Genomic DNA, 21,839 nt, shown 5'->3' on the forward strand with positions numbered 1-21,839 from the left:
CCAAGATGCATCCTACGCGTGAGACTGCCCGGGGCACCGCAACCAGGTTGCGCGCAACCTGATGCAACTCAATCTCTGGTTGGTGAATCCGTGTTTTGTTCCCCACAGGCTGCGCAAAAATGAGTATCCCCCGCTTCGATCAATGGCTGACGGTGGACGCCAAGGGCCTCTATTGCCGGCCTGGCGGGTTCTATGTCGACCCGAATGGGGCCGTTTCCCACGCCGTGATCACCCATGGCCACTCGGACCATGCCCGGCCAGGGCACGCCGCCGCGCTGGCGACGCGGGAGACGCTCGCCATCATGGATGCGCGGCTCGGCGAAGGCGCGCCGCGGCGAAGCCAAGCCCTCGCTTATGGGGAGCCGCTGACCGTGGGCGACGTCACGGTGACGCTCTATCCGGCCGGCCATGTGCTGGGCAGCGCGCAGGTTCTGATCGAATACAAGGGCGCGCGCGCTGTCGTCTCCGGCGATTACAAGCGCGGCGCCGATCCAACCTGCGTCCCGTTCGAGCTTGTACCGTGCAACCTCTTCATCACCGAGGCGACCTTCGCCCTGCCCGTGTTCCAGCATGGCGATGCCGCGGCAGAGGTCGCAAAGCTCGTCACCTCGGTGGCGCAGTTCCCCGAGCGGGCCCATGTGGTCGGCGCCTACGGGCTCGGCAAGACGCAGCGGATGATCGCCCTGTTGCGCGAGGCGGGGTACGACCGGCCAATCTTCATCCACGGCGCGCTGCAAGCGTGCTGCGATCTCTACGAGTTCTTCGGCGTGCGCTCGGGCCGCCTCGTGCCTGCGACAGGCGCAGCCAAAGATGAGCTCAAGGGCGCGATCGTCCTGGCGCCGCCGTCCGCCATTGCCGACCGCTGGTCGCGCCGGCTGCCAGATCCTCTCACCGCCTTCGCCTCGGGATGGATGCGCGTGCGGGCGCGCGCCCGGCAACAGGGCATCGAGCTGCCTCTCGTCATCTCCGACCATGCCGACTGGCGCGAGCTGACGGAGACCATCTCCGAGACCGGCGCCGAGGAAATCTGGGTAACCCATGGCCGGGAGGATGCGCTGCTCCATCACATTGCGACGACGGGACGCCGCGGCCGGGCGCTGGCGCTTGTCGGCCGCGAGGACGAAGACCAGTGAAGGACTTCTCCGCGCTTCTCGACCGGCTCGCCTATACGCCCTCACGCAACGACAAGCTGCGCCTGATGGTGGATTATTTCGCGAGTGCGCCTGACCCGGACCGGGGTTATGCGCTCGCCGCGCTCACCGACGGGCTGTTCTTCCGGGTGCCCTTCCGCCGCATCTTCGCCGAGATGCTGGAGGCGCGTGTCGACCCCGTCTTGTTCAAGCTCTCCCGCGACTATGTGGGCGACACGGCGGAGACCATCTCGCTGCTCTGGCCGGCGCAGGAGGAAGGCCAGGACCCCCCTCGGCTCGCCGACGTGGTCGAGAGGGTCCGACATGCAAATGCCACCGAGATTCCGCAGCTGCTTACCGGCTGGCTCGACAGGCTGGACGCGACCGGGCGCTGGGCTTTTGAGCTCCTGACCGGCGCGCTCCGCGTCGGCGTCTCGGCGCGTCTCGCCAAGACGGCGCTCGCCCAATGGTCCGGGAAGCCGCTCTCCGAGATCGAGGAAGTCTGGCACGGACTCACGCCACCTTATCTGCCGCTATTTGCCTGGCTGACGGACCAGGCACCGCGGCCCGACACAAGCGGCAGCGCCGTGTTCCGCCCGTTGATGCTGTCCCACGCCATCGAGGACCGGGAGCTTACGGCCATCACACCCGGCGACTTCGTGGCCGAGTGGAAATGGGACGGCATCCGGGTGCAGGCCACGCATCAAAAGGGCGAGAAGCGGCTGTTCTCGCGCACGGGCGACGATATCTCCGGCGCCTTCCCCGATGTCGTCGAGGCTCTGCCGGACGGCGTGGTGCTCGACGGAGAGCTTCTAGTGCTGCGCGGCGACGATGTGGCGCCGTTCAACGACCTTCAGCAACGCCTCAACCGCAAGACGGTGACGGCGGCGATGCTGAAATCGCATCCCGCCCATATCCGCCTCTACGACCTCCTGTTCGAGGGCGGTGAGGATCTGCGCCCCCTGCCCTTCATGGAGCGGCGTGCGCGGCTCGAGGCGTGGCACGCCAAGCACACCCCGGCGCGCACCGACATCTCGGAGGTCGTCGGCTTCGACACCGTAGCGGAGCTCGAGGCGCTGTGGACCGGAGCGCGGGAAACCGGCATCGAGGGCTTGATGCTGAAGCGCCGGATGAGCCCCTATCTCGCCGGGCGCCCCAAAGGCCATTGGTACAAGTGGAAGCGGGCGCCGCTGATGATCGATGCGGTGCTGATGTATGCGCAGCGCGGCAGCGGCAAGCGCTCCTCCTATTATTCGGACTACACGTTCGGCGCCTGGCGCGAAGGCGAAACCGGTGCGCCGGAGCTCGTGCCAGTCGGAAAATCCTATTTCGGCTTCACGGACGAGGAGCTTAAACAGCTCGACAGCTTCGTGCGCAGCAACACGGTGGACAGTTTCGGGCCCGTGCGTCAGGTCGCGCCCAAGCTCGTGTTCGAGGTGGCCTTCGACTCGGTGCACCGGTCCACGCGGCACAAGTCCGGCGTGGCCATGCGCTTTCCCCGCATCCACCGCATCCGCTGGGACAAGCCGGCGGCGGAGGCCGACACGCTCCAAGCCGTGCAGGCCTTGATCGCGGACTAGGATTGTCGTGCCAGTGCAGCATTCTCGGGGCTAAGCTGCCCAGCACAACCGCGCCCGACGGGAGGACAAGCCATGAGAATGATGCTGACTGCGCGTTTCCCCACCGAATCTTTCAACGACTTGGTCCGCAACGGCGAGGCCGGACCGCTCATGCAGAGCATCCTGGCAGAGCTGAAGCCGGAGGCCGTTTACTTCACGGACGATTGCGGCGAGCGAACCGCCCTCCTCATTATCGATATGGAAAAGGCCTCCGATCTCCCGAAGTTCGTCGAGCCGTTCTTCCTCAAGTTCAATGCGGATTGCGACCTGAGGTCGTGATGAGCCCCGAAGATCTGGCCGGCGCGGGGCTGGCGGAACTCGGCAAGAAATGGGGCTGAGCGATTTCAGGGTCTGAAGATCAGCACCAGATAGGCCGCGAACAGGACCAGGTGGACGAGACCCAGCAGGATGTTGGTCGCGCGCCTGAGAAGGTCATGTGGCTGACGAACAGGGTCACCGCGAGCAGCACGATCTCCACATTGCTGAGGCCGAGCTCGATCGGCGTCCCGGTCATGACACTGATCGCCAGCACCACCGGGACGGTCAGACCGATCGTGGACAGCGCCGAGCCGAGACTGAGATTCACGGCGCGCTGCAACTGATCCCGCGCCGCGGCGCGCAAAGCGGCCGTCCATTCCGGCGACAGGATAAGGACTGCAATCAGAACGCCACCAAGCGCGATGGGAAAACCGATCTGCTCGATGCCGTGGTCGAGCAGCTTCGCCAGCGGCTTCGACAGCAGAACGACGGGGAGCAGCGTGGCGATCAGCAGAACCGCGTGATACGGCGCCGAATAGACGGTCCCATGGCCGTGGGGCTCGGGGCTTGCCGGCGCCGCCAGATCGGCGTCCTTCGCGCGCGCCTCGGTTGCATGAAGAAGTCGCGATGCCGCGTTGTCTGGATGGCGAGGAAGGCGGCATAGAGCAGCGCCGTCAGCGTGCCGAAGATGATGGCTTGTTGTGGGGTAAAGGTTGGGGTCGCCGTCGATTGCGTGAAGGTGGGCAGGATCAGCGCGATGGCGGCAAGCGGGGTGATCACCGCCAGGTAAGCCAGCGCGCCTTGCAGATTGTATTGCTGTTCGCGATGCCGCAGTCCGCCGATCGCGAGCACGGTGCCCACCATGCCGTTCAGCACGATCATCAAAATCGCGAACATCGTCTCGCGCGGCAATGTCGGGCTCGGCGTGCCGTCGAGCATGATGGTCGCCAGGATCGCCACCTCCATGCTGATGACGGAGATGGTGAGGATCAGGGTGCCGTAGGGCTCGCCCAGGATGTCGGCAAGCGCGTCGGCGTGGCGCACGACGCCGAAGGCGCACCAGATCATCACGCCGAACAGCCAGGCGAAGGTGAAGACGAGCCAGGGAAGGTTGTCGAGGTCGGCGATCCACTCCTTCCCGATCGTGTAGAACAGGACTGTCGTGACAATGCCCGCGAGCAGTCCGAGCTCGGACCGAAGCCGCCCAAAAAAGCCCTGATGGTGTTTGGCGCTCGAAGCCGCGCTTGATTTCGCAGCCGCGCGGCCCGTGTTTGCTTTACCGATTGCCTTGGCCTTGCTGGCCTCTTTTGTCTTGGCGGTCTTGGCCCTACTGGCTGGTTTGGGGCTCGGGGATTGGCTCATTCTTCTTGCGGCCCTGTTTCCTTGCTTCGCCGTGCTCAATGCCATGCCGGACGGCGATCCGGAACCCTTTGGCGCGCATTATTCCCGTAAAGATCTCGTGCCCGAGGCTGGGCCGCTAGAGGCGGGTCAGTAGGCCGTGCCAGTGCCCGTCGGCACCGAGCCCGATCAGCATTGGCTCCCGCGCGCCGGCCAGGACGAGATAGAGGCTCGGCCCAAGCAGGCAGAGCGTCTTCAGTCCCGCCGTGAAATGACCGAATACGGCGTTCGCGGTGAGCGCCTCGAGCGCACTCTTTGCTTCGGCGTGAGATTCGCGGGAAAGAACCGGCGCGATCTGGTCCTTGAAGGCTTCCGCCTGGCCCCGCTTGGCGAAATGGATCATGGCGGCCGGGATCAGAAACACCGTCATGACCAGCGCGCCGAGACGGGGGAAGACCCCGAACAGCACGGAAAGACCGCTCAGGGCCAGCATGAGAATGCCAAGGCAGGCGAAAATCTCCGGACGCCATTTGAAGACGAGCGCGGTTTCGGAGGTGGTGAAGTCGCGGGCCGCCTTGTCCTTGCCGCTGGCCCAGGCCCCGGTGACGAAAAGCCAGCCCAACGCCACGCGGATTACCAGAGAGCCGAGATCTTCCAGAATCATTGGAACCTCCTCGTAGCCCTAAACGTGATGACCGTGCTCGGCGGCGGCGATCTTCTTGAGCGATACGCGGTCGACCTTGCCGGTGGGATTAAGCGGCATTTTGTCGATGAAGACGATTTCTTCCGGCGCCTTGTAGCCGACCCGTTCCTTGGCGAACTTGATCAACTCGCCGGCCTTGGGCTGCTCCGCGCCGGCTTTGATCTCCACATAGGCCCGCACATTTTCGCCGTGCGATTCGTCGATCACGCCCACCACGGCGGCAAGCTCCACGGCCTCGTGCGCGAGCAGCGCGTCCTCGACTTCCTGCGGCGAGATGTTGGAGCCGTCGTGAACGATGATCTGCTTGCGGCGGCCGCAGAACCAGCTGTAGCCGTCTTCATCGAGCTTCATCTCGTCGCCGGTGTCGAACCACCCCTCGTTCAGCACCTCGGCGCTGGCCTCGACGTCGTTCCAATAGCCGGCGCATTGGGTCGGCGTCCGCACCCATAGGCGGCCTGGCGAACCGAGCGGCAATTCGGCCCCATCCTCATCTCGGATGGAGAACACGAAACCGGGGCCCGGAAGGCCGATAGAGCCGAGCTTGTCCACGCCCATTGGCGGATTGAGCGCGGCAAGTCCGAACTCCGTCATGCCATAGCCCTCGCTCACCGTCTTGCCGGTCAGCGCCATGAACTCCTTCTCCAGCTCCGCGGAGACCTTGTCGCCGCCGGACCGGGCAAGGCGCAGCGACGTGAAGTCGGCCGGGGTCATGTCGTGCTCACGAATGAGATGGAGCAGCGCCGTGGGCAGCATAGACAGCAGCGTGGGCCGGGTCGTGCGCAGCAGCGGCCCGATCTCCTCGTGATCGAAGCCCCGCGCGATGACGAGGCGCGCACCCGCCGAGAGCGCCGACATGCCGAACGTGAAGCCGCCGATGTGGGTGCAGGACGAGCCCGGCAGCACCACGTCATTGGAGGTGACCTCGAAGCCTTGCACGGCGCTGGCGAACATCCAACCAAGCGACTCGCGGGTATGGGTGACGCCCTTGGCGGGGCCGGTGGACCCGGAGGTAAAGAAGATCGCCGCGGGGGTCTTCGGATCGATCCGCGGCAAGGCAGGATCTTTCGGCTCGGCCTTGATGAGGCTTTCGATGCTCGGTTGCTTGCTCTCCTCCGCGCCGTACCAAATCACGCCAAGCGGCAGGCTCGACGCCTTGCTCGCCGCGATATCCTCCGCCCGTTCGGCGTGGCTCAGAATAATCTTGGCGTCGCTCACATCCAGCGCGTGGTTGATCTCCGGCGGCGTGTAGCGATAGTTCAGCGGCGTGAGCACGAGCCCGGCCTTGAAGCAGGCGATGTAGTGGACGATCAGCGCCACACGGTTGGGCATGAGCGAGGCCACCCGGTCGCCCGGTTTCAGGCCGAGCGCCAGATAGTTGGCGGCAAGCCGGCTGGAGGACTCTTCAAGATCCGCCCAGGACATCACCGCCTCGAGCGACATCAGGGCCGGATCGCCGGCTCGATCCTTCAGGCCGACCTGCAACAAATCGGAAAGCTGAAGCGGCTTCTCAAGGAGCGGTCCTGCGTGCGGCATGGTCTTCCTCTCGTCAGGTACGGCAGCGGCCTGTTGGGCTACCGGTCGTAACGGTAAAGTCCGTAGAATCCGGTCGGGTCGAGATAGATCTGTTTCGCCTCGGCGAAGCCGGCCTCGCGGCCCAACGCCAACCAGGTATCCGCCGTCTCCGGCAAATCGCAGGTCGAGACGTGGTGATAGATCTGCTCCCATTCCTCGGGCGTGAGAAAAGTCCAGGCGCCTTTGTTGACGCGAGAGAAACGCTCCAGATAGCCGTCACGATCCTCGCCATCGACCCTGGTCGGCTCGTAGATCATCAAAAACTGACTGGTAGACCCGCACAGGGCCTGGAGCAGGCTGCGCTTGCCGTCGGTCTTGAGGTGATGGAGAGACAGGCCGCACCAGGAGATATCCGATGGATCCTGCCGGGCGGTGAGGATGGAGACGAAATCGCCATGGTCCAAGCCGACACCGAAGGGGGCGCCCTCCAGATTCTTGGCGGCGAGGGCAAGTGCCGGCTCCGACAGATCGATGCCCTGATAGTGACGGACCTTCGTGGCCGCGAGCGCCGTTCTCATCTGACCGGCATCGCCGCAGGCAATATCCAGAAAATCGAAGGGCTCAGGAACCGCCGCCAGCCTATCGTGCAGGATCGCGCCGGTCTCCTTGCTGGCCACGGCGTCGTGATCCACCAGTTTTTGATACGTGGCCCACTGCTTCTGGAACTGCTCAAGCGCGGCTTGGTCTCGACCGACCTTCCGGGATCGACATGGTGAATGTGGATACTCATGGCGCTGCGCAACCTCCTCCGGCCTGTAAACCGAGGGCGTTCTAACGCAAGCGTGTTGTATAAACGTTAGCGCTGCAGGGGCGGCGGTGCCCTCGCGCGTCAAATTTTCCAGCCTGGATCGTGGCTGATGTCGTGGAACGCTTTATAGATAGCTCCGCCCCAACCATCGCGGATTGCCTGCAAATAGGGGTCGTCATCCTCCAGCCGGATGGTGAAGCCGGGCTTCAGGGAGTCGCGCCGATAAATCATGAGATCCAAGGGCGGGCCGACCGATACGTTCGAGCGCATGGTGGAATCGAAAGAGATGAGCGCGCATTTCGCGGCGTCGCCGAGAGAGATATCCCGCCTAATGATCCGATCCAGGATCGGCTTGCCGTATTTGACCTCACCGATCTGGAAATAGGTCGTGTCGCCCATGGCTTCGATGAAGTTGCCCGCATCGTAGATCATGAACAGGCGCAGCTGGCCGCCTTTGACCTGGCCGGCGAGGATGAACGAGGCGGTGAAGTCGATGTCGTGCTGCTGGAGATAGCCCGCATCGGTGCTGTGCACCTCGCGCAAGGCGGCGCCGACCACGCGTGCCGCGCTGAACATGGAATTGACGGCGAAGAGATCGCGCTCCGGGTCTTCGGTGTTCAGCCATTCGCCGATCCGGCTGACCACGCCTTGCGTCAGCGACAGATTGCCCGCGGTGAGGAGCGTGAAGAAGCGCTCGCCCGGCTTGTCGTAGCTGAACATTTTGCGGAAGGTCGAAACCCGGTCGATGCCCGCGTTGGTGCGTGAATCCGACGCAAGCACAACCCCCTCATCGAGCAACACGCCGATGCAGTACGTCACTTCTGGTACCCTCACTGGGCTTGTTGTTGGTTGGGGAAACTAACGTTGACACTCATCGTCTCGACACCACCCCCGGCGCGGACCCCCCGCACCGGACTTGCCTCGGCATAGTCGAGGCCGACGGCGGTACGGATATACGATTCGCCGGGGCAGGCGCGATTGGTCGGATCGAAGCCTACCCAGCCGAGAGAGTCAACGAAGGCCTCGGCCCAGGCATGGCTTGCCGCATGCGCCTGGTGGTCGAGGCCCTGGGTCAGGTAGCCGCTCACGTAGCGCGCCGGGATGCCCAACGCCCGGCAGGCGGCACAGAAGATATGGGCAAGGTCCTGACAGACGCCGGCGCCCTGCTCCAGCGCCTCGGCCCCGGTCGTGTGTACATGGGTGTCGCCAGGGCGGTAGACGACCTCATCGGCAATGCCAAGCATGATGTCATGCAGCGCCTGAATCCGGTCCTTCTCCGCGGGCGCCTCGAACGGGCCGGCAAAGTCGCGGATGGCTCGGGTCACCACGGTATAAGGCGTGTCGCGCAAATACAGCATGGCCGGCAGCTCCGACTGGGCCATGCCGGTCACGCCGCTCGTATCGCGGGTCCGGACCAGGCCGTTGACGCGGATATCAAGGCTTTCTACTGGCTTCGACACCGTCAGCGTGTGGCAGGCATTGCCGTATTGGTCCTGCCACTGGGTCATGGTCGCGCCGGGACAGGTCAGCGCCCAGCTCTCCACCGCTTGAGTGCGGCCAGATAGAGGCGTCATGCGCAGATATTGCGTCGTCGCGAGCACCGGCTCGGAATATCGATAGGACGTGGCGTGTTCGACCCGGATCAACATGACGTCACACGGCCTCCGCCATCGCCAGGGGAGTCATCAAGAAGTCCTCTTGTATCTGCGAGCCCAGATCGTTGTTGCGTTCGATGAACGCGGTCAGGAACTCATGCAGTCCCTCGCCGAACACCCGGTCGATCCGGCCGTACCGAAACTGGGCATAGGTCTGACCGGCGATGCGGCGGCACTCAAGCGGCTTCTTGCCGGCGAGATCGTCGAGTGTAGACACCACGACCTCGTAGCAATGATGCAGCGAGCGCGGCATGTCCTCGCGCATGATCAGCAGCTCGGCGATGCGCCAAGGATAGACCGTGTCGTGATAGACGCGGCGATAGGCGCGGAAGGCGCCGACGGAGCGGAGCAGCGCGCCCCATTGATAGTAGTCCACATAGCCGCCGACCTGCTCGGTGTCCGGCAGCAGCACATGGTATTTCACGTCGAGGATGCGCGCGGTGTTGTCGGCGCGCTCGATGAAGGTGCCAAGCCGAATGAAGCGGAAGCCGTCGTCGTGCAGCATGGTGCCGAACACCACGCCGCGAAATAGATGCGAGCGCTCCTTCACCCAGTCGAAGAAGTCGCGATAGCCCCAGCGCATGAGGCCCTCATAGTCGAGGTTCTGCACTTGCAGCCAAGTGGAGTTCAGACTTTCCCAGGCCTCGCTCGAGATCGCGGAGCGCTGGGCCCGCGCGTTTTCCCGGGCGTTGCGGATGAGCGAACAGATGGAGCCGGCATTCTCCTGATCGAGCACGACGTAGCGGATGATGCTCTCGTGACTCAGCACGCCGTAGCGCTCGTGGAAAGTGCCGTCGCCCGGCGCGATCGAGAGGATCGGCTCGAACTGAGCTTGCTTGTCGACGGACGAAGGTAAGAGCGACATGCGGAAGCTGACGTCGAGCATGCGCGCAGTATTCTCCGCCCGCTCCATGTTGCGCGCCATCCAGAACAAATTGTCGGCGGTCCGGCTCAGCATGACGTTCTTCTCCGCATGATCCTGCCGGAAAACAGGTTTCCACTTTTCCGGATCATGCTAGTGCTCCAACACCCAAGTATCCTTGGTGCCGCCCCCCTGGCTCGAGTTCACGACCAGGGACGTTTCGCGGAGCGCGACGCGGGTCAATCCGCCGGCGATCACGCTGGTCTCCTTGCCCGAGAGCACGAAGGGCCGCAGATCAACGTGGCGCGGCACGATCTCGCCACCCCGCAAGGTCGGCGCGGTCGACAGCGAGAGGGTCGGCTGGGCGATGAAATTGTCAGGATCCTGGAGCACGCGGGCCTTGTAGGCTTCCCGCTCCTCTTTGGTTGAGGCGGGACCGATCAGCATGCCGTAGCCGCCGGAGCCCTGCACCTCCTTGACCACGAGGTTCTCCAGATTGTTGAGAACGTGCTGGCATTGCTTGGGATCGCGCAGAACGTAGGTGTGCACGTTGTTCAGAATGGCGTGCTCACCGAGATAGAACTCGATCATGCGCGGTACATAGATATACATCGCCTTGTCGTCGGCGACGCCGGTGCCCAGCGCGTTGGCAAGCGCAACGCGCCCCGAACGCACCGCCGACAGCAGACCCGGCACGGCAAGCATGGAATCGGGCCGGAACGCCAGCGGGTCCATGAACTCGTCGTCCACGCGGCGATAGATAACGTCGACCTTGACCGGACCTTCGGTGGTCCGCATCCACACATCGCCGTCGCGCACGAACAGGTCGCCGCCCTCGACGAGCTCGATGCCCATCTGCTCGGCCAGAAACACATGCTCGAAATAGGCGCTGTTGAAGCGGCCGGGCGTCAGCAGCACGACAACAGGATCGTCGGCGCCGCTCGGGGCTACTGCGCGCAAGTTCTCCAGCAGCCGCTCCGGGTAATTACCGACCGGTGAGATGCTCTGACCGTCGAACGCATCCGGGAACAGGCGCATCATGATCTCGCGGTTCTCCAGCACGTAGGAGACGCCGGAGGGGGTGCGCACATTGTCCTCGAGCACGAAAAAGTCCCGCTCACCGGTGCGGATCAGGTCGATGCCGGCGATATGGGCGTAGACGTCGTTCGGGAGATCCACACCGCACATCTCGGGACGGAAGGCGGAATTGAGCAGGACGAGCTCCGGCGGGATGAGCCCGGCCTTCAGGATCTCCTGGTCGTGATAGATATCGTAGAGGAAGATATTGATCGCCCTCACGCGCTGGAGGCAGCCGCGCTCGACGAGGTCCCACTCGGAGCGGTGAAGGATGCGCGGGATCAGATCGAAGGGAATCAGCCGCTCCGTGGAGCCGCCCTCGGCATAGACCGCGAAGGTGATGCCTAAACGCCGGAAGAGCTCATCCGCGGCGTTCTGCTTGGTGACCAGGGATTCGATAGAGAGATTGTCGAGAAGCTCGGCGAGGGCTTTATAGGCGGGGCGCACCTCGCCGTCCGGATCTCGCATCTCATTGAAGAACTTACGATAATAGTCGGCGGGATCGTTCGACTTCATCTCCGCCGTCAATGTGTCACTGTCTTGCGGCAAGCAAGCCCGTCCTGTTCAAGCGCTCCAAATCGCCCACTTCCGTGTTCGTTTCCGTTCCCGCGTTCTATTTTTCGAGCATCTTAGTCCCATGCCGCTTGCTTGAGCAACCGTTGAACCCGGATGCGTTAATCCAGACCAAATCATCCCTGTGAACGGTATCGGCCGGGGCGGAATCGCGCGCATACGAAGGCAGCCGGGACTCCGCCGCTTCGTCTATTCGGCGGGTGTGGGATGCTCGCGCGTATGCGCCTTCGGGGCCGCCGAGAACTTCCGCACCACCACGTAGAAGATCGGTGTGAAGATGAGACCGAAGGCGGTGACGCCGATCATGCCGAAGAACACAGCCGTCCCAAGAGACTGGCGCATCTCGGCGCCCGCGCCCGTGGCGATGACGAGAGGCACCACGCCGAGGATGAAGGCCAGCGCGGTCATCAGGATCGGCCGCAGACGCACGCGCGCGGCCTCGACCGCCGCCTGGAAGCGATCTTCACCCGCCTCCTCGTTCTGCCGCGCGAACTCGACGATGAGAATGGCGTTCTTTGCGGCGAGGGCGATCAGCACGACGAAGCCGATCTGGCCCAGGATGTTCACATCCATGCCGCGCAGCATGAGCCCGCTCACCGCCGCGAGCAGACACATGGGGACAATGAGGACAACGGCAAGCGGCAGTCCCCAGCTCTCATATTGCGCGGCCAGCAACAGGAACACGAAGACCACCGCCGCGCCGAAGACAAAGATCGCCGTGTTCCCGGCCTGCTTCTCCTGATAGGCGAGCTCGGTCCATTGGAAGGAATAGCCTTCCGGCAGATTTTCGGCCGCCAGCTTCTCCATGGTCTCCAGGCCATAGCCCGTAGAGTAGCCGGGCTTGGTGCCACCCTGCACGGCCGCGGCGGGGAACAGGTTGAAGTGCTCCACGCGGTAGGGGCCGGTGATGTCGCGGAAGGAGGCGACGGAGCCGAGCGGCACCATCTCGCCCTCGGCATTGCGCGTCTTGAGCTCGGAGATGGCGTGCAGATCCTGCCGGAACTGTCCGTCGGCCTGCGCCGTCACGCGATAGGTGCGTCCGAGGAAATTGAAATCGTTCACGTACTGGGAGCCGAGATAGACCTCGAGCGTCTGGAAGATGTCGTCGGTGTTCACGCCCAGCATCTCGGTGCGCACGCGGTCGATATCCGCATAGACACTAGGTGTCCGGGTATTGAACGTTGTGAACACGCCCGCCAAACCCGGCTGTTGGTTGGCCGCGCCGGCAATGGACTGCGCCACCTGCTCCAGCTGCGCCAAGGAGCTGCCTTTGGTGTCCTGAACTTCCATTTTGAAGCCGCCGGTGGTGCCGATGCCGCGCACGGGCGGCGGCGACACGCTGATGATGAAGGCATCTTGGATGCCCGCGAAGGCTTGGTTCAGGGCGGCTGAAATACTATCGGCGCTTTGGCCCTTCTCGGCGCGCACGTCGAAGGCATCGAGGGGCGTGAACACGACCGCCGCGTTCGGGGCCGTGGTGAAGGTCGCGCCGTCGAGGCCGACAATGGGCACGGCATGGGCGATGCCCGGCGTATCCAGCGTGATCTGCGTGACCTTGCGCGCGACCTCGTCGGTGCGCGCCAGGGATGCGCCCGGCGGCAGCTGGATAATATTGATGAGATAGCCGAGATCCTGGTTCGGAATGAAGCCCGTCGGGGCCGCGCGGAACTGGAAGACGGTCAGGCCGATAAGCCCGGCATAGACCACGAGCATGAGACCTGCCACGCGGATCAGACGACTCGTGAGCGCGCCGTATTTGGACGACACCCAATCGAAGCCAATATTGAACCAGTGGAAGAACCGGCCGATGCCGCGTGAGATCACATTCTTCCGCTCGTGATACGGCTCATGCGGCTTGAACAGAAGCGCGCAGAGGGCGGGGCTCAGCGTGAGCGAAACGAGAAGCGAGATGAAGGTGGCGGTGGCGATCGTCACGGCAAACTGCCGGAAGAACTGACCGAGAATGCCGCTCAAGAACACGGTCGGAATGAACACCGCGCCGAGCACGAGCGTCATGGCAATCAGAGCCGTGCCGACTTCGTCCATGCTGCGATGCGCCGCCTCGCGCGGCGCCAGGCCCTCGCGGATGTTCCGCTCGACATTCTCCACGACGACGATGGCGTCGTCGACCACGATACCGATGGCCAGCACGAGTCCGAACAGCGAGAGGTTATTGAGCGAATAGCCCAGCGCCGACAACACAGCGAGCGTGCCGATGAGCGAGACGGGGATGGCGACAATCGGGATGACCGACGCGCGCCATGTCTGCAGGAAGATGACAATAACGAGGATCACGAGGATCACGGCCTCGATCATGGTGTGAAGCACCGCCTCGATGGAGTCCGAAATGAAAACAGTCGGGTTGTAGACGATGTCGTAGCGCAGCCCGCTGGGAAAGGACTTGGACATCTGCTCCATGGCCGCGATGACCTGGTCCGCGGTTTCGAGCGCGTTGGATCCCGGGCGCTGGAAGATACCCATGGGAATCGCCACGCGCTCGTCGAGATAGCCGTTGCGGTTGTAGTCGGCGGCGCCGAGTTCGACGCGTGCGACGTCGCGCACACGCACCACCCGGCCATCGCTGTCCGACTTGATGATAATGTTGCCAAAGGCTTCAGGTGTGGTCAGGCGCCCTTGGGTCTCCACGTTGAACTGGAACGCGCCCGGCTGGGGCACTGGCGGCTGGTTGATGACGCCGGCGGCCACCTGCACGTTCTGGGCGCGCATCGCATTGATCGCGTCGCCCGCCGTGAGATCGCGCACCGCCAGCTTGTCGGGGTCGAGCCAGACGCGCATGGAGTAGTCGCGCGCCCCGAAGATGGTGACGTTGCCGACGCCGTCGATGCGCGACAGCACGTCCTTCACGTGCAGCGTGGCGTAGTTGGAGATGTAGAGCAGGTCGCGGCTGTCGTCCGGCGAGCTCAGATGGATGACCATCATGAGGTCGGGAGACTGCTTGACCACTTGCACGCCGAGCGCGCGCACCTCCTCAGGCAGGCTTGGCGTGGCGATGGCCACCCGGTTCTGCACCAGAACTTGCGCCGTATCGAGATCGGTGCCTAGCTTGAAGGTCACGGTCAGTGCCATGGACCCGTCGCCTGTCGACTGGGACGTCATGTAGATCATGTTGTCCACACCGTTCACCTCTTGCTCGATCGGCGTGGCGACGGTGTTGGCGACGATCTCGGCGGAGGCGCCCGGATACTGCGCCGTAACCTGGATCGAAGGCGGCGCAATCTCCGGGTACTGCGCGATCGGCAGGGCGAAATAGGCCACGCCACCGATCAACGTGATGATGATGGAAATGACGGCGGCGAAGATCGGCCGGTCGATGAAGAAATGAGAGATATTCATTGCCGCGACCGGCCCGTTATTTCTGGCTTAGCGGCGTGGCCGCGGGCGGCTTGATCTCGCCCTGCTCCGGCGTGACTTTCTGGCCTGGACGCGCGCGAAGCAGCCCATTGATGATGATCTCGTCATCCTTGGTGATGCCGCTCCTGATAATGCGCAAGCCGTCGTCGGCCAGCTCGCCCAGCTCGACCGGCTTCGGCACAACCGTGCCGTCCTCGGACACCGCGAAAAGCAGCTTCACCGACTGATCGGTGACCACCGCGGCGTCGGGCACAAGGATGGTCGGTTTTTCTTGCGACATCGGCACGCGTACCCGGCCGAATTGGCCCGGCGTGATGAAAAGGTCCGGATTGGGGAAGGCGGCGCGCACGCGGATAGTCCCCGAAGATCGGTCGTATTGGTTGTCCACGAAATCGATCTGCCCTTTGAGCGGCCAGCCCTTCTCGTCCATGAGCTGGCCCTCGACCTTGACCAAGTTGTCACGAACCGACTCGACCTCTCCCTTCTGGATCAGGCGCTTGTAGGTCATGCCGTCACCTTCGCTCACGTTGAACATGAGCCAGATGGGATCGAGGGAGACGATGGTCGTCAGCAGCGTGGTCTCGCCGGTGCTGCCCATGACCAGATTGCCGATGCTCACCTCGTGGCGGCCGACGCGTCCGGAGACCGGCGCGAGCACGCGCGTATAGTCGAGATTGAGCTCCGCCTGATGGACTGCGGCGAGCGCGCCGTCACGGGACGCCGTGGCGCTTTTCACCTCCGCGGCCCGCTCATCATAGGTTTGCTGCGAGGCGTAGTCGTTCTTGCGGAGCTGCGCCGTGCGCTCGAGCTGCACCTTGGCGAGCTGGAGCTGCGCCTCCGCTTGGTCAAGTTGGGCCTTGGCGGAATCGAGGGCGATCTCGAACGGCCGTGGCTCGATCACAAAGAGCAGATCGCCCTTCTTCACAAGCTGGCCGTCGGTAAAGTTGACCGACTCGAGATAGCCGCTCACCCGCGCACGAATCTCGACCGATTCCTGCGCTTCGAATTGACCCGTGAAGTCGCGCCATTCGCGGAGCGTTTCGACCAACGGCTTCGCTACGGTGACCGGTGGCGCCGGCGGTCCGGCCGCCTGGCTCGCGGCCTCCTCGCTGCCTTGCGGCGCGACCATATAGCGGTAGCCGACCGCGGCGAGGGCGAGAACCGCGAGCGTGATTAGAAGAATGCGGCCGCCGCGCTGCGAAGCCGGCGGATTTTTGGGCTGCGCGGGGGCTTCGGCGGGCTTAGGCACAGGCGCCTCGGACTTGGTCTCGCCAGGCTCCAACACATCGGCCGTGCTTTCCGACGCCTCGGCGTCGCTCGACCGGTCCGCGTCAGAGCGCTTCGCGCTTCGATTTCTTTGCTGCATCTTTGCTTCTCAAGGCGGCGAGCCCGCCGGTCGCAGGGAGGGGCGACTCGCGCGCAAGGCTCAATTGGAGGAAGCTACCCCAAACGGGCGGCCGAACACAGGGGCATCAGGTACAATCCTAGTAATCACTACATAATGAAAACGGGGTTGTCGCCAACGATTTGGAGCAGAGATCACGGCATTTTGTCCCACGTCCGGGGTTCACCACCATCCAGGCGCTATAGTGCTGCCGATGCGTGCGTCCCAAGCAAAAGGCCACTGATGATGCCCGTTCGGCTTGCAGCATTTCTATCGCTCGCCCTGCTCTGCCTTGCTTTGAGCGGTTGTGGGGACGAGGCCACCCTACCGGTCGATGCGGGGACCGGCCCGAACCCGGAGCTGCCGCCGCCGGTCCAGACCCTTCTGCCGACCGTGGTCCTGGCGCACGCGAAAGGCTGGCCTGAAGGCGTCAAGCCGAAGCCGGCTGCGGGCTTCACCGTGAACGCCTTCGCAACCGGCCTCGATCACCCCCGCTGGCTGCACGTCTTGCCCAATGGCGACGTGCTGGTGGCCGAGAGTGCCGCGCCGCCGCAGCCGACCTGACACGCGGGCTCATGGGCTGGATCATGCAACTGGGCATGCGCTGGGCGGGCGCGACGTCCCAAGCGCGAACCGAATCACTTTGTTGCGCGATGCGGACGGGGACGGCAAAGTCGAGATGCGCTCGGCGTTTCTCACCGGGCTCAATTCGCCGATCGGCATGGCCCTGGTCGGGGACGATTTCTACGTGGCCAATACGGATGGTGTGGTGCGTTTTCCTTACACGGAAGGCGCCACGGAGATCACGGCTAAAGGAGAGAAAATCGCCGATCTCCCGGCGGGGGACCTCAATCTTCATTGGGTCAAGAACATCGTGGCCAGCCCGGACGCGCGCGCCTCTACGCCAGCGTCGGGTCCAACAGCAATATCGGCGAAAATGGCATGGACAACGAGGAAGGCCGGGCCGCACTTCACGAGATCGACCTCGGCACCGGTCAATCGCGTCTTTTCGCCTCCGGCTTGCGCAATCCGGTGGGGCTGCGCCTTCCACCCGGAGAGCGGGGCGCTATGGACCACGGTCAACGAGCGCGACGAGCTCGGCAGCGACCTCGTGCCGGACTATATGACGGCGGTGCAGGCGAACGGCTTCTACGGCTGGCCCTACAGCTATTTCGGCGACCATCTCGATCCGCGTGCGCGACCGCAGCGGCCCGACCTCGTGGAAAAAGCAATCGTGCCCGACTATGCGCTCGGGCCGCACACCGCATCGCTTGGGCTCGCCTTCTACGACAACACGCTGTTTCCGGAGCGCTATCGGGGCGGCGCTTTTGTGGGCCAGCACGGGTCCTGGAACCGAAGGCCCCCAAGCGGCTACAAGGTGATTTTCGTGCCGTTTGAGGACGGTCGCCCCACGGGCGAGCCGCAAGACTTTCTCACGGGCTTCCTGAGCGAGGGAGATGACGCCTATGGCCGGCCCGTGGGCGTGGCCATCGATAAATCCGGCGTACTGCTCGTTGCTGACGACGTGGGCAACACAATTTGGCGCGTGACCCCAGCCGCAGCAGAATAATTAGCCTTTGATATATAAGTGCTTTATTGCCCTGCATTGCCCTGCTTCGCGAATATCGGGCATTCGGAGAGGCTGACTGCCGCTGGTTGGGTGGCCAGCGCGGCCTCATGATGCTATAGGCTCCTCACTCAAAAAATCTGGCGCATCAATCCTAGAGAAAGGGAGGCCCCCATCTCGGACGCAACGAGAACTTTGTTTGTCCCTACGACCACGCAAGACTACGGCGATAATCCGATCAAGGTCCGGGAGACCGATACGTACGTCACGGAATATGTCCGGGGTTTTGTCGAGAAGTGGGATGAACTCATCGATTGGAATCAGCGCGCGAGAAGTGAAGGCCGCTTTTTCATCGATGTTCTAAAAGCACGCGGCAAAGAGAGCGTTCTCGATGTCGCCGCTGGCACGGGGTTTCACTCCGTCCAGCTCCTCAAGGCCGGATTCGACGTCACTTCCGTCGACGGCTCCGCCGAAATGCTCGCCAAGGCCTTCGATAATGGCTGCCAGCATGACGTGGTGCTCAAGACCATTCATGCCGACTGGCGGTGGCTCAATGAGAGCGTGCGCGGCAAATTCGACGCGATCATCTGTCTCGGCAATAGCTTCACCCATCTGTTCGACGAGAACGACCGTAGGCGTGCACTTGCCGAGTTCTACGCCGCGCTGAAGCATGACGGCATCCTGATCCTCGACCAGCGGAATTACGACCGCATCTTGGACGAGGGCTTCGCCAGCAAGCACAAATATTACTATTGCGGCGATCAGGTCACGGCCGAGCCGGTCCATGTGGACGACGGCCTTGCCCGCTTCGAGTATGTGTTCCCGGACGCTTCGCGGCACAATCTCAACATGTTCCCCTTGCGCAAGAACTACACGCGCAAGTTGCTGCGCCAGGCCGGCTTCCAGCAAATCCATTCCTACGGTGACTTCCAAGAGGAAGGCGAGGAGACGGATCCCGACTTCTTCATCCATGTCGCGGAGAAGAGCTATGGCAGCAACTGATCAGACCATTGCGCTTGCCCGCGACTACTACGACAGCGCGGAGGCGGACGATTTCTACCGCACGATCTGGGGCGGTGAGGACATTCATGTGGGGCTCTACGATCAGGGCCCCGATATCAGCGCCGCGAGCCGGCGCACCGTCGAGCGTATGGCGGCGAAGGCCGGCTCACTCAAGGGTAAGCACGTGCTCGACCTGGGCTCGGGCTATGGCGGGGCGGCGCGCGTCCTCGCCGAGCGCTACGGCGCGAAAGTCACCTGCCTCAATCTCTCGGCCGTGGAGAACGAGCGCAACCGGGCTCTCACCCGCGCGGCCGGCCTGGACGACAAAATCACCGTGGTCGACGGCTCGTTCGACTCGATACCCTTCGAGGAAGCGACGTTCGATCTTGCCTGGAGCCAGGACGCCATTTTGCATGCGCCGGACCGGCGCGCGGTGCTGGACGAGGTCTCGCGCGTGCTGAAGCCGGGCGGCGAGTTCATCTTCACCGACCCCATGCAGGCGGACGCCCTGCAAGATCCGACTCCGCTGAAGCCCATCTACGACCGTATCCACCTGCCCGATCTCGCGTCGTTCGGCTTCTATCGCGAGGAACTCTCCGGGCGCGGCTTCGAGGAGGTCGAGGTCGAGGAACTGACCGGGCATATGCGCACTCACTACTCCCGCGTCACCGAGGAGCTGGATGCGCGCCGGGACGAGCTCGGCGCAAGCGATGCTTTCGTCAACCGCATGCTCAAGGGCCTCGGGCACTGGGTGTCCGGCGCCGAAGGCGGCCTGCTCGCTTGGGGCATCATGCACTTCCGTAAGGCGGCTTAGTGGAGGCAGGCCGCGACAGCGGCTCGGACTCTCCCCTCGCCCATTGCACGATCGGAGTGCCGGCGAGCGCGAAACTCGTGGTTCTGATCTTCGTGGTCGCGACCATTGGCTGGCCGACCCTCGCCGAGGAGAGCTTCGCCGCGGCCCGAGACGTCATCTCGGAATCCGCCGGCTGGCTCTACGGCGCGGTGGTCTCAGCAGCGCTTATTATGTGCGTGGTCCTGGCGCTCGGCCATTGGGGGAAGGTGCGGCTCGGCGCCGACGACGAAAGGCCGGAATTCGGCTGGCTGTCCTGGGCCGCCATGCTGTTCGCCGCCGGAATGGGCATCGGTCTCGTATTCTGGTCGATTGCCGAGCCCCTTACCCATTATGCCGGCAACCCGCTGATCGCGGCTTGGGGGCCGGACCCGTCGAGCGTGATCCGGGCCCGCGTGGCCATGGAAATCACCTTCTTCCATTGGGGGCTCATGCCCTGGGCGCTCTACACGGTCGCCGGACTGATCTTCGCTTATTTCTCGTTCCGCAAGTCCGAGCCGCTCACCGTCCGTTCCGCCATGCGTCCCTTGATCGGCGACGGCGTCAATCGCTGGCCGGGCAAGCTTGCGGATGTGGTCGCCATCGTCGCCACCGTGTTCGGTCTCGCCACGTCGCTCGGCTTCGGCGCCGATCAGATCAATGCGGGGCTCAATCGGTTGTTCGGCTGGCATGTCTCGACGGAGCACAAGCTTCTGCTCGTGGCGGTGATCTCCGGCGCCGCGGTGCTTTCGGTCAGCTCGGGCCTCGACCGCGGCATTCGATTGCTGTCGCTTGCCAATATCTGGCTCGCGGCACTCATCCTCGCCGTCGTGCTCGTTTCAGCGCCGCTCGAACCGATCTTGCGCAATTTCACGCTTCGGCTCGGCGACTACCTGGCGCAGCTGCCGTGGCTCACCTACGAGACGGCAAGCGATGACACGGGCTGGGCGTCCTCGTGGACCACGTTCTACTGGGGCTGGTGGATAAGCTGGACGCCGTTCGTCGGACTTTTCATTGCGCGTATCTCGCGCGGACGCACGGTGCGGGAATTCATTCTCGGCGTACTCCTGGTGCCGACGGGCATCACGTTCGTCTGGCTGTCGATCATGGGAGGCGCGGCGATCTCCGCGGCGCGTGCGGGACCGGCCATCATCGACATCGCCAAGAACGCCCCTGCTCTTTCGCTCTACGTCATGATCGACTATTTGCAGACCGGTGTTTTCGCCACGATCGTCGCCGCCGCGGCCACCTTGCTGGTCGCGATCTTTTTCGTGACGAGCGCCGATAGCGGCACGCTCGTCGTCACGACCATGCAATCCGGCGGGCATACGGAGCCGCCTATACTCGAGCGCGTGCAATGGGGCATCGGCATCGGCGCGGTGGCTGCGGCGCTCCTGATCGCCGGCGGTCTCGGCGCGCTTCAGGCCATGGCGATCGCGGCCGCGCTGCCCTTTTCCATCGTCCTTGTCGCCTTAGGGGTTGGCTTCATGGCTGAGCTCCATGAAGATGCTACCCAGCAACGTAAGGCGCGACGGGCCTCCCGGAAGTCACGCCGCGCTGGCTGAGGGACGCTTGATTGACGAAATCCATCCTGTGTTTCGGCGATTCAATCACTTGGGGCTATAGCCCAAAGAACGGTTCGCGGCTTCCGCCGGAAGATCGCTGGCCCCGCGTGCTTGAGGGCACGTTAGAGGGCCGCGTCCGGGTGATCGAGGAAGGGCTGAACGCCCGCACCGTGGCGACCGACGAACCTTCGCGGCCCAATCGCAACGGTCTCGCGATGCTGCCGACGCTGCTGGAATCCCATGCCCCGCTCGACGTGGTCGCTATCATGCTGGGTACCAACGACAGTGCGCCAAGTTATGGTCTCACGGCAGGCAAGATCGCCATGAATTGCGGGGCGCTGATCCGCGCCGTCAACGCGAGCCTCGCAGGACCCGGCGCGACGCCACCCAAAGCGCTTCTGATTGCACCCCCTCCTCTCGGCTCGCTCAGCGCGGAGATGTCCCTGTTCTATGGGGGCGGCCAAGCGACATCGCGTGGGCTCGGCGAGGCCTACAGGACGATCGCCAAGGGTTTCGGCGTCTTGTTCCTCGACGCCGGCACAGTGACGAAAGTGAGTGCCGTCGACGGCGTTCACCTCGATCCGG

18 protein-coding genes and 1 pseudogene are annotated in these 21,839 nt (G+C 63.7%); 8 read left to right on the top strand and 11 right to left on the bottom strand.

Annotation, left to right across the window (positions count from 1 at the left end; all coding sequences use genetic code 11):
- The first annotated feature begins 119 nt into the window (after nt 1–119).
- The 3 genes from AUC71_RS14125 to AUC71_RS14135 all read left to right on the top strand — a co-directional run bounded on the left by AUC71_RS14125 (nt 120) and on the right by AUC71_RS14135 (nt 3,028).
- Entirely contained in the window at nt 120–1,133 is a 1,014-nt protein-coding gene (locus AUC71_RS14125; RefSeq protein WP_069624752.1) for a ligase-associated DNA damage response exonuclease, read from the top strand.
- Nucleotides 1,130–2,710 (top strand): cisplatin damage response ATP-dependent DNA ligase, encoded by a 1,581-nt coding sequence (locus AUC71_RS14130; protein WP_069624753.1) that lies wholly within the window; start codon nt 1,130–1,132, stop codon nt 2,708–2,710. Before AUC71_RS14125 ends, AUC71_RS14130 begins: the two co-directional genes overlap by 4 nt.
- A 72-nt stretch (nt 2,711–2,782) precedes the next feature.
- A complete protein-coding gene (locus tag AUC71_RS14135; protein ID WP_244500974.1) occupies nt 2,783–3,028 on the top strand; it encodes a hypothetical protein in 246 nt (81 codons plus the stop codon).
- A 79-nt stretch (nt 3,029–3,107) separates the two neighbouring features.
- Here AUC71_RS14135 and AUC71_RS20415 read toward each other — a convergent pair whose 3' ends face one another.
- The 11 genes from AUC71_RS20415 to AUC71_RS14185 form a co-directional block, all read right to left on the bottom strand.
- Complete coding sequence (locus AUC71_RS20415) at nt 3,108–3,347, bottom strand: hypothetical protein (protein ID WP_204376736.1); 240 nt, start codon at nt 3,345–3,347, stop codon at nt 3,108–3,110.
- A gap of 167 nt (nt 3,348–3,514) precedes the next feature.
- Nucleotides 3,515–4,369, bottom strand: a complete 855-nt coding sequence (locus AUC71_RS14140; RefSeq protein WP_204376737.1) for a calcium:cation antiporter — start codon at nt 4,367–4,369, stop codon at nt 3,515–3,517.
- A gap of 115 nt (nt 4,370–4,484) precedes the next feature.
- Entirely contained in the window at nt 4,485–5,009 is a 525-nt protein-coding gene (locus AUC71_RS14145) for a DoxX family protein (RefSeq protein WP_069624754.1), read from the bottom strand.
- A gap of 18 nt (nt 5,010–5,027) precedes the next feature.
- Nucleotides 5,028–6,581: a class I adenylate-forming enzyme family protein gene (locus AUC71_RS14150; protein ID WP_069624755.1), complete on the bottom strand. Its 1,554-nt coding sequence runs from the start codon at nt 6,579–6,581 to the stop codon at nt 5,028–5,030.
- Nucleotides 6,582–6,619: 38 nt separating this feature from the next.
- Complete coding sequence (locus AUC71_RS14155) at nt 6,620–7,252, bottom strand: class I SAM-dependent methyltransferase (protein WP_069624756.1); 633 nt, start codon at nt 7,250–7,252, stop codon at nt 6,620–6,622.
- Between the two features lie 197 nt (nt 7,253–7,449).
- On the bottom strand, nt 7,450–8,187 hold the full coding sequence (locus AUC71_RS14160; RefSeq protein WP_069624757.1) for a proteasome-type protease: 738 nt from the start codon (nt 8,185–8,187) through the stop codon (nt 7,450–7,452).
- Nucleotides 8,188–8,198: 11 nt separating this feature from the next.
- The gene (locus AUC71_RS14165; RefSeq protein ID WP_069624758.1) at nt 8,199–9,017 is read right to left on the bottom strand and encodes a transglutaminase family protein; all 819 of its coding nucleotides are present in this window, start codon (nt 9,015–9,017) and stop codon (nt 8,199–8,201) included.
- A 4-nt stretch (nt 9,018–9,021) separates the two neighbouring features.
- On the bottom strand, nt 9,022–9,981 hold the full coding sequence (locus AUC71_RS14170; protein ID WP_069624759.1) for an alpha-E domain-containing protein: 960 nt from the start codon (nt 9,979–9,981) through the stop codon (nt 9,022–9,024).
- A 57-nt stretch (nt 9,982–10,038) separates the two neighbouring features.
- Nucleotides 10,039–11,478, bottom strand: coding sequence for a circularly permuted type 2 ATP-grasp protein (locus AUC71_RS14175; protein WP_069624760.1), 1,440 nt, complete (start codon nt 11,476–11,478; stop codon nt 10,039–10,041).
- A 246-nt stretch (nt 11,479–11,724) separates the two neighbouring features.
- Entirely contained in the window at nt 11,725–14,889 is a 3,165-nt protein-coding gene (locus AUC71_RS14180; RefSeq protein WP_069624761.1) for an efflux RND transporter permease subunit, read from the bottom strand.
- Between the two features lie 16 nt (nt 14,890–14,905).
- Complete coding sequence (locus tag AUC71_RS14185; protein ID WP_204376738.1) at nt 14,906–16,273, bottom strand: efflux RND transporter periplasmic adaptor subunit; 1,368 nt, start codon at nt 16,271–16,273, stop codon at nt 14,906–14,908.
- 261 nt (nt 16,274–16,534) lie between these two features.
- Between AUC71_RS14185 and AUC71_RS14190 the strand changes: the two are divergent.
- The 5 genes and pseudogenes from AUC71_RS14190 to AUC71_RS14210 form a co-directional block, all read left to right on the top strand.
- Nucleotides 16,535–17,861 (top strand): annotated as a pseudogene (locus AUC71_RS14190) (PQQ-dependent sugar dehydrogenase).
- A 192-nt stretch (nt 17,862–18,053) separates the two neighbouring features.
- Nucleotides 18,054–18,860, top strand: coding sequence for a glycine/sarcosine N-methyltransferase (locus AUC71_RS20040; protein WP_204376739.1), 807 nt, complete (start codon nt 18,054–18,056; stop codon nt 18,858–18,860).
- Nucleotides 18,847–19,674: an SAM-dependent methyltransferase gene (locus AUC71_RS20045; RefSeq protein WP_069624763.1), complete on the top strand. Its 828-nt coding sequence runs from the start codon at nt 18,847–18,849 to the stop codon at nt 19,672–19,674. The genes AUC71_RS20040 and AUC71_RS20045 overlap by 14 nt, the downstream gene beginning before the upstream one ends.
- Before the next feature lie 56 nt (nt 19,675–19,730).
- Nucleotides 19,731–21,254, top strand: a complete 1,524-nt coding sequence (locus AUC71_RS14205) for a BCCT family transporter (RefSeq protein WP_158007874.1) — start codon at nt 19,731–19,733, stop codon at nt 21,252–21,254.
- An 11-nt stretch (nt 21,255–21,265) separates the two neighbouring features.
- Nucleotides 21,266–21,839: SGNH/GDSL hydrolase family protein (locus AUC71_RS14210; RefSeq protein ID WP_069624765.1), on the top strand; the 574-nt coding region annotated here is incomplete at its 3' end.

This window comes from Methyloceanibacter marginalis, assembly GCF_001723295.1.
Taxonomy (GTDB): domain Bacteria; phylum Pseudomonadota; class Alphaproteobacteria; order Rhizobiales; family Methyloligellaceae; genus Methyloceanibacter; species Methyloceanibacter marginalis.